The organism is Massilimicrobiota sp. An105, from assembly GCF_002161155.1.
Taxonomy (GTDB): Bacteria; Bacillota_I; Bacilli_A; order Erysipelotrichales; family Coprobacillaceae; genus Allocoprobacillus; species Allocoprobacillus merdigallinarum.
The window spans coordinates 1-8,244 of record NZ_NFLY01000068.1 but is presented as its reverse complement, the minus strand read 5'-3'; the positions used below and the strand labels follow the sequence as shown (position 1 = coordinate 8,244).

General features: G+C 31.2%; 6 protein-coding genes. All 6 read left to right on the top strand.

Annotated features, from left to right (window positions below; genetic code table 11):
• Positions 1 to 215: 215 nt before the first annotated feature.
• The gene (locus tag B5E48_RS12785) at positions 216 to 1,724 is read left to right on the top strand and encodes an IMP dehydrogenase (protein ID WP_087305471.1); all 1,509 of its coding nucleotides are present in this window, start codon (positions 216 to 218) and stop codon (positions 1,722 to 1,724) included.
• Positions 1,725 to 1,870: 146 nt separating this feature from the next.
• Positions 1,871 to 2,377, top strand: coding sequence for an outer spore coat protein CotE (gene cotE / locus B5E48_RS12780; RefSeq protein ID WP_087305469.1), 507 nt, complete (start codon positions 1,871 to 1,873; stop codon positions 2,375 to 2,377).
• A gap of 96 nt (positions 2,378 to 2,473) precedes the next feature.
• Positions 2,474 to 4,963 carry a DNA mismatch repair protein MutS gene (gene mutS, locus B5E48_RS12775; RefSeq protein ID WP_087305468.1) on the top strand — a complete coding sequence of 830 codons (2,490 nt, stop codon included), beginning with the start codon at positions 2,474 to 2,476 and terminating at the stop codon, positions 4,961 to 4,963.
• Between the two features lie 12 nt (positions 4,964 to 4,975).
• The gene (mutL, locus tag B5E48_RS12770; protein WP_087305466.1) at positions 4,976 to 6,790 is read left to right on the top strand and encodes a DNA mismatch repair endonuclease MutL; all 1,815 of its coding nucleotides are present in this window, start codon (positions 4,976 to 4,978) and stop codon (positions 6,788 to 6,790) included.
• Entirely contained in the window at positions 6,790 to 7,149 is a 360-nt protein-coding gene (locus tag B5E48_RS12765) for a phage holin family protein (RefSeq protein ID WP_087244209.1), read from the top strand. Before mutL ends, B5E48_RS12765 begins: the two co-directional genes overlap by 1 nt.
• A complete protein-coding gene (gene miaA / locus B5E48_RS12760; protein WP_087305464.1) occupies positions 7,142 to 8,065 on the top strand; it encodes a tRNA (adenosine(37)-N6)-dimethylallyltransferase MiaA in 924 nt (307 codons plus the stop codon). The genes B5E48_RS12765 and miaA overlap by 8 nt, the downstream gene beginning before the upstream one ends.
• Positions 8,066 to 8,244 lie beyond the last annotated feature (179 nt).

Below are 8,244 nucleotides of genomic sequence, written 5' to 3'. Positions count from 1 at the left end.
TCATACAACAACCTCCCAATAAAAGTGAGGTTATATCATAACATAGATTTTTGAATATGTCCTGTATACAGGACATATTCAACTTGGATATATTAAGACATTATCATATTTGAATCATATATTAATCTGGAATTGAAGAAAAAGAGTTGACGAAATCATGAAAAATCTATATAATTTCTTCAATAAATGACAATATAAGAAAAAGGAGAGAGATTATGGCATATTTTTTTGAAGAACCATCACATACTTTTAATGAATATTTATTGGTACCAGGATACTCAAGTGCTCAGTGTCAACCAAAAAATGTCAGTTTAAAAACACCATTAGTAAAATTTAAAAAAGGTGAAGAACCTGCATTATCGTTAAACATCCCACTTGTATCAGCAATCATGCAATCTGTATCTAATGATACAATGGCTATTGCTTTAGCAAGAGAAGGTGGAGTTTCATTTATATATGGATCACAAACTGTTGAAGCACAGGCTGAAATGGTTAGAAAAGTGAAAAATTATAAAGCTGGATTTGTTCCAAGTGATTCAAATATTGCTCCTAATCAGACTTTGAAGGATGTTATTGCGTTAAAAGAAAAAACTGGACATTCAACTATGGCTGTGACTGAAGATGGAACACAAAATGGAAAATTAGTTGGAATTGTAACAGGAAGAGATTATCGTATTTCACGTATGTCTTTAGATACAAAAGTATCTGAGTTTATGACACCATTTGATAAATTGATTACTGCTAAAAGTGGTGTTTCATTGAAAGAAGCTAATGATATTATCTGGGATAATAAGTTGAATGCTTTACCAATTATTGATGATAATCAGAAATTAGAATATTTTGTATTTAGAAAAGATTATGAATCAAGAAAATCTAATCCTAATGAATTATTAGATGCATCTAAGAGATATGTTGTTGGTGCAGGTATCAATACAAGAGATTATGCAACACGTGTTCCTGCGTTAGTAGAAGCTGGAGCAGATGTATTATGTATTGATTCTAGTGAAGGATTCAGTGAATGGCAAAAATTAACAATTGAATGGATCAGAGAACATTATGGTGATAGTGTAAAAGTTGGTGCTGGAAATGTTGTTGATGCTGAAGGATTTAGATTTTTAGCTGAATGTGGTGCTGATTTCGTTAAAGTTGGAATCGGTGGAGGTTCTATTTGTATTACACGTGAACAAAAAGGAATTGGTAGAGGACAAGCAACTGCAACTATTGAAGTTGCTAAAGCTAGAGATGAATATTTTAAAGAAACTGGAATTTATGTTCCTATCTGTAGTGATGGTGGAATTGTTCATGACTATCATATGACATTAGCTTTAGCAATGGGATCAGATTTTATCATGTTAGGAAGATATTTCTCTCGTTTTGATGAATCACCTACAAATAAAGTCAATATCAATGGACAGTATATGAAAGAATACTGGGGTGAAGGTAGCGCTCGTGCACGTAACTGGCAACGTTATGATTTAGGTGGAGATGCCAAACTTTCATTTGAAGAAGGTGTTGATTCTTATGTACCATATGCAGGTCCATTAAAAGATAATGTTGGTTTAACACTTGCCAAAATTAAATCAACTATGTGTAACTGTGGTGCTTTAACAATTCCTGAATTACAGGAAAAAGCCAAAATCACTCTCGTTTCTTCAACAAGTATTGTTGAAGGTGGAGCACATGATGTTGTGTTGAAAGATTCAACACCATCACATAATCAATAAGATACTTCATTTGAAGTATCTTTTTTTATCATGTTTATGATTATTGATTAAGGGAATTCACGTACTCACTGGTTAATATTTGATGAATATATTAAAAAATTGTGGTAATTAAGGAGATTTATCATATAGTATATAGAGGTGGGTTTATGAGTCATAATATTAGAGAGATCTATACAAAAGCGATTGTGGCTAAAGGCAAAAAATTATCTAGGAATACTTACAATTTTACTTTGAGTCATTTACCTGATGATATACTGGGGTGCTGGATTACTAATCATCACTATGAAGCCGCTATTAAAAATAAGATTCCTAAAATTGTTGGTACTTTTGATATTCACATCTGGTACAGTTATCGTGATGAAATGGATTCAATTGTAGAAAAACATCAGGTCACTTATATTGACGACATGCAGGTTACTAAAAAGGAAGATCGTGAATTTGAAAATAGTGATCAGGTCAAAGGGAGATGTTTAGAAAAACCAAAATGTTTATCGGCTACGCATGCATCAAAAGAAGTGACAATTGAAATTGAAAAAGAAATGCAAATTGAAATTAGTGGAGAAACATGTATTAAAGTAGAAGTGAAAGATGAAGAAGAAATTTGGGATGATTTAGAAGATATTGAAATCAATCCACATTTTATTAAAGGCTAGTATAGGAAGATGCTTTTTGCATCTTTTTTTTGTATGGAATCTTTTCTTTATTTTACAAAATATGCTATAATGTGGAAGTTATAAAGGAGGAATATTATGAAGCAAAAATATTCACCAATGATGATGCAATACTTGGAAATTAAAGAACAGAATCAAGATGCTATAGTGATGTTTCGTTTAGGTGATTTCTATGAAATGTTTTTTGATGATGCTATTGTTGTATCTAAAGCATTGGATTTAGCTTTGACTGGAAAAAATGCTGGGGTTAAAGAAAGAGTTCCTATGTGTGGAGTTCCTTTTCACTCAGTCAGTGGCTATATTCAAAAACTTATTGATTTAGGACATAAAGTAGCAATTGTAGAACAATTATCTGAACCTGGAAAAAAAGGTATTGTCAAACGTGGCGTTGTTCAAATTATTACTCCTGGAACGATTATGGATACGTCTTTAAATGAAAAAAGAAATAATTATATTGGGGCTTTAGGTATTTTTGATTTTAACTATACTTTGGCTTATTGTGATATTTCAACAGGTGAATTCTATGTTGTCAATATTGATAAAAAGGAACATGTTCTTAAAAACTATATTGATTCTTTAGGGTTGAAAGAAATTGTTGTTCAAGATGATTGGACAATGGATGGTTTATTTATTTCACATTTTGATAATGATAAATTTAATGAAAACTATAAAAAAATCTTTGATTCAATAACTGATCTCAAACAAATCAAAATATGCTCTTTATTATTAAATTATATGTTGGATACTCAAAAAAGAGAGTTAGAACATATACAAAAAATTCAGGAAGTTAAAACTGAAGATTATATTTATATGGATTCTTATACAAAGAAGTCATTAGAATTAATAAAGAATTTAAATAATGAAAGTTATGGGACTTTGCAATGGTTATTAGATGATACAAAATCAGCAATGGGTGGTCGTTTATTAAGACAGTGGATTGAAAGACCATTGGTTAATCAGGAAAAAATTGAAAAACGTATGGATATCATTGAAATATTAATTGATAATTTCATTGAACGTGAAACTATTAAAGATATTATTAATGATGTATATGATTTGGAAAAATTAGCTGGACGTATTGCTTTTGGAAATGTTAACGCCAGAGATTTAAAATGGATTGCTTCTTCTTTAAAGGTAATACCAGAATTGAAGCATCAGCTTTTATCATTAGATCATCCTTATACGCATGAATTGGCGAATCAACTCATAGATTTATCACATTTAACACAGACCATTGATGAGGCCATTATTGATAATCCTCCATTGACATTAAAAGAAGGTGGATTGATTCGCTCAGGTTATAATCAGGAATTAGATGAATTGAGATATATTCGTGAAAATGGAAAACAATGGTTAAGTGAATTTGAAGCTAAAGAAAGAGAAAAAACAGGCATCAAAGGATTAAGAATAGGTTATAACCGTGTTTTTGGTTATTATATTGAAGTCACAAAAAGTTATTTACCAATGATTAAAGATGAGTTTGAATATACACGTAAACAAAGTATTTCTAATGCTGAACGTTTTGTGACACCAGAGCTTAAAGAAATGGAAGCTAAGATTTTAAGTGCTAATGATAAAATTGTTGCGCTAGAATATGAAATTTTTGTACAAATGCGAGAATATATTAAAAAAGATGTCCATTTGATTCAAGATGTTGCCGCAGTAATTGCACAAATTGATGTCTATCAATCCTTGGCCTCAAAAGCAAGTGCATATGGATATGTCAGACCAACTTTTAATCAAAATCATACTTTAAATATTATCAATGGCAGACATGCAGTGATAGAACAAGTTATCTCTCGACAAAATTATGTACCTAATGATATTCATATTCCTGAAGATCAATCTATTCTATTGATTACAGGACCTAATATGGGTGGTAAATCTACGTATATGCGACAAATTGCATTAAGTGTGATTATGGCACAAATTGGTTCTTTTGTTCCAGCAGATGAAGCGAATATGCCTATCTTTGATCAAATTTTTACCCGTATTGGTGCTAGTGATGATTTGATTTCTGGACAATCAACTTTCATGGTAGAAATGCTTGAAGCAAATAATGCTTTACGTTATGCAACCAAAGATTCATTAATTATTTTTGATGAAATTGGTCGTGGGACAGCAACTTTTGATGGTATGGCCATTGCTCAATCCATTATTGAATACATTGCGACATCTATACAATGTATAACTCTGTTTTCAACACATTATCATGAACTGACAATGATGGATGCATCTTTCCATATTCAAAATGTACATGCCAGTGCTTCAATAGAAGATGATCATATTGTTTTCCTTTATAAGATTAAACCAGGGAAAAGTCATCGTTCTTATGGTATTAATGTTGCTCAATTAGCGAAGTTACCAGAAGAAGTTATCCAACGCTCTCAAGTGATTTTAGAATCTTTAGAAAATAATAATATTGAAAAAGTTATTAGTGAAAAACAAGAACCTCAAATGATTACAAAAGAAAGTGCAGTGGAAAAAGCATTAGAACGTATTGATCCAATGTCATTATCTCCATTAGATGCTTTAAGTACATTAATTGAATTAAAAAAATTATTATAGTGAGGTGAGAAAATGGGGAAAATCAGACAATTAGATGATATTCTTTCTAATAAAATTGCGGCTGGGGAAGTTGTAGAAAGACCATCAAGTGTCGTCAAAGAACTGGTTGAAAATAGTATTGATGCCGGTGCTTCAAAAATTGATATATTCATTGAAGATGGTGGTATGCAAAAAATAAAAGTTTGTGATAACGGAGAAGGCATGGAAGCAGTGGATGCACGTTTGTGTTTTTCTAGGCATGCGACAAGTAAAATTAAAGATGATCAAGATTTATTCAATATTATGACATTAGGTTTTAGAGGAGAAGCTATTCCTTCTATCGCCTCAGTCAGTCGCTTTGATTTAAGAACTTCAACGGGCTTGCAGGGAACATCTATTGTTTATGAATTTGGTAAGTATCAGCAAGAGGAAGTTTGCGACTTGCCTAAAGGGACACAAATCACTGTCACGAAACTCTTTCAAAATGTTCCTGCCAGATTAAAATATTTAAAATCTGTTAATAGTGAATTTGCGGCTATTCATCAATATGTAGAACGTATGGCATTGGCTTATCCTAAAATAGCTTTTCATCTTTATCATAATGATAAGGCTATTTTTCAAACGAATGGAAAAGGACAGCTCTTAGAGGTCATTGCTAATATGTATGGAATTGCAACAGCTAAAAATATGTTGCCATTGCATCTGCAGACTGATGAATTTCAAATAGATGGATATATCAGTAAAATAGATACATCACGTGCATCTAAAGCTAATATTATTACTTTGGTTAATCATCGTTATGTTAAAAATATCATGAGTATAGATGCTATTAATAATGCCTATCGTTCTTATTTGGCTGATAATCGTTACCCTATTGCTGTTGTCAATATTGAAGTTGATCCTTATTTGGTTGATGTCAATGTTCATCCATCTAAATTAGAAGTTCGTTTTTCTAAAGAATATGAATTAAGAGATTTAATTTATAATGGTGTCAGTGAAACATTGAGACAGGTCGATTTAACATATGAAGCTAAAAATAAGCAAACAGAACGAGAAACTTTCAAACCACAATTAGATCAAATGACATTGCCAATTTCAGAAGAACCGCCAATTCAAGAAAAAACTTTATGGACTCAGTCAGCTGTTTTAAAAGACAATCATAGTGTTGAAGAACCTGTTTTAACATATCAAAGTCAAGAGGTACAACAGGATGTTATCATACCTGAAAATCCACAACCTGTGATGAAGGAAGAAAAAATAAAACCTATAAAGGAAAAAATATATGCGAAAGTACAGATTCATGGAACTTATTTGATTGGTGAAAATGAAAAAGGAATGTATTTGGTTGATCAGCATGCTGCTCAAGAAAGAATTAATTATGAATATTATAAAGATAAATTTGCCAATCTTGATTTGACAATGCAACCATTGATTGTTCCATTACAATTTGAATATCCAATGAGTGAATTTCTTATTTTAGAAGAAAGAAAAGAGATGCTAGAAAAAGTAGGTATTCATTTAGAAGTATTTGGGCAACATGGTTATATTGTAAGAAGTTTACCACTATGGATGAAAAAAATTGATGAGAATGTATTTGTAGATGAAATGATTCAAGAAGTTTTGCATAAAAATCATTTAGATGTTGTTGCCTTGCAAGATCATGCGATTGCAACACTTAGCTGTAAAGCATCATTAAAAGCGAATACGTATTTATCACAAGCGGATATGCAGACTATTTTTGATAATCTTATGCGATGTGATAATCCATATGTTTGTCCACATGGTAGACCAACAATTATTTTTTACAGTAGTTATGAATTAGAAAAATTATTTAAGAGGGTGGTTTAATGCGTAAAAGTATTTTTCGTTTAGTCTTAGAATTTCTTTTAGGTGGTGCTGTTATTATGCTTACAACATATCTATTTCCAGAAGTGTATGTGAAAAACTTTGGTGTTGCTTGTTTGATTGCTATTGTTTTAGCTTTGTTAAATACGTTTATTAAACCTCTATTAACTTTTATAGCTTTTCCTATCACATTATTAACTTTAGGATTGTTTCAGTTGATTATTAATGGTTTTGTATTAGAAATAGCTGAAATGATTTTGGCTCCAGATTTTTATATTCCTTCTTTTGGTCTCACAATTATTATATCGGTTATCATCTCTATTTTATATAGTTTACTGGGAATTGGTAAAATCAATGAATAAAGTGATTGTTGTTGTAGGACCAACAGGTGTAGGAAAAACAAGAATGGGAGTTGCTTTAGCAAAATATTTCAATGGTGAAGTGATTAGTGGAGATTCCATGCAAATCTATAAAGGAATGGATATTGGTACGGCTAAAGTGACTCATGAAGAAATGCAGGGAATTGTTCATCATTGTATTGATATGTTAGAGCCGGATGCTTATTATAGTGTGAAAGATTTTCAAACTCAGGTTAGAAAAACGATTGATGAAATTGTCCAAAGAGGAAAAATGCCTATTATTGTTGGGGGGACTGGTCTTTATATTAAAGCGGCCTTATATGATTATACTTTTAATGATACAGAAGACCATCATGAATTCTTTAGAAAAAAATATGCTCATTATAGTCACGAAGAACTCTATGAATATTTAAAATCAATAGATCCTAAGAGTGCTATGGAGCTTCATCCACATAATCGTCAACGTGTTTTACGTGCTATTGAAATATATGAGCAGACTGGTCAAAGAAAAAGTGAAATTATTGATGCTCAACAACATATTTGTTTATATGATGCCTATTTTGTTGGCTTGACTATGGAAAGAGAAAGCCTATATGAAAGAATTAATCAACGTGTTGAATCTATGAAGCAACAAGGATTAGAACAGGAAGTTTATCAATTATATCAAACTGGATTGACAAGGGAAAATCAAAGTATGAAAGGTATTGGATATAAAGAATGGTTTGATTATTTTGATCAATTGATTAGTCGTGAGGAAGTGTATGAAAATATCAAAAAACATTCACGACAATATGCCAAAAGGCAATATACATGGTTTAGAAACCAATTTCCTGTTCACTGGTATGATGTGGATTTAGATTGTTTTGATCATACGATTCAATCAGTGTGTGAACAAATCAATAAATGGACTCTTGTATGAGTCCATCTTTTTATATGATAAAATTTAACTTCAGTTAAATGTTGGTAATTGATTTTAACCCCATAAAAACGGCTATGTTAACCCAAAAAGATGCAGAATTTGAAATTTATGATTTTAACACTGTTTTTTGGTGGTTAAAAGTTATTCTTCCTATGCAGAGGCATTATCAAATATGATAC

Excerpts from the sequence above, each read along its gene's own strand:
- B5E48_RS12785 (WP_087305471.1), top strand. The coding sequence starts at position 216 with ATGGCATATTTTTTTGAAGAACCATCACATACTTTTAATGAATATTTA.
- miaA (WP_087305464.1), top strand. The coding sequence starts at position 7,142 with ATGAATAAAGTGATTGTTGTTGTAGGACCAACAGGTGTAGGAAAAACA.
- mutL (WP_087305466.1), top strand. The coding sequence starts at position 4,976 with ATGGGGAAAATCAGACAATTAGATGATATTCTTTCTAATAAAATTGCG.
- B5E48_RS12765 (WP_087244209.1), top strand. The coding sequence starts at position 6,790 with ATGCGTAAAAGTATTTTTCGTTTAGTCTTAGAATTTCTTTTAGGTGGT.
- cotE (WP_087305469.1), top strand. The coding sequence starts at position 1,871 with ATGAGTCATAATATTAGAGAGATCTATACAAAAGCGATTGTGGCTAAA.
- mutS (WP_087305468.1), top strand. The coding sequence starts at position 2,474 with ATGAAGCAAAAATATTCACCAATGATGATGCAATACTTGGAAATTAAA.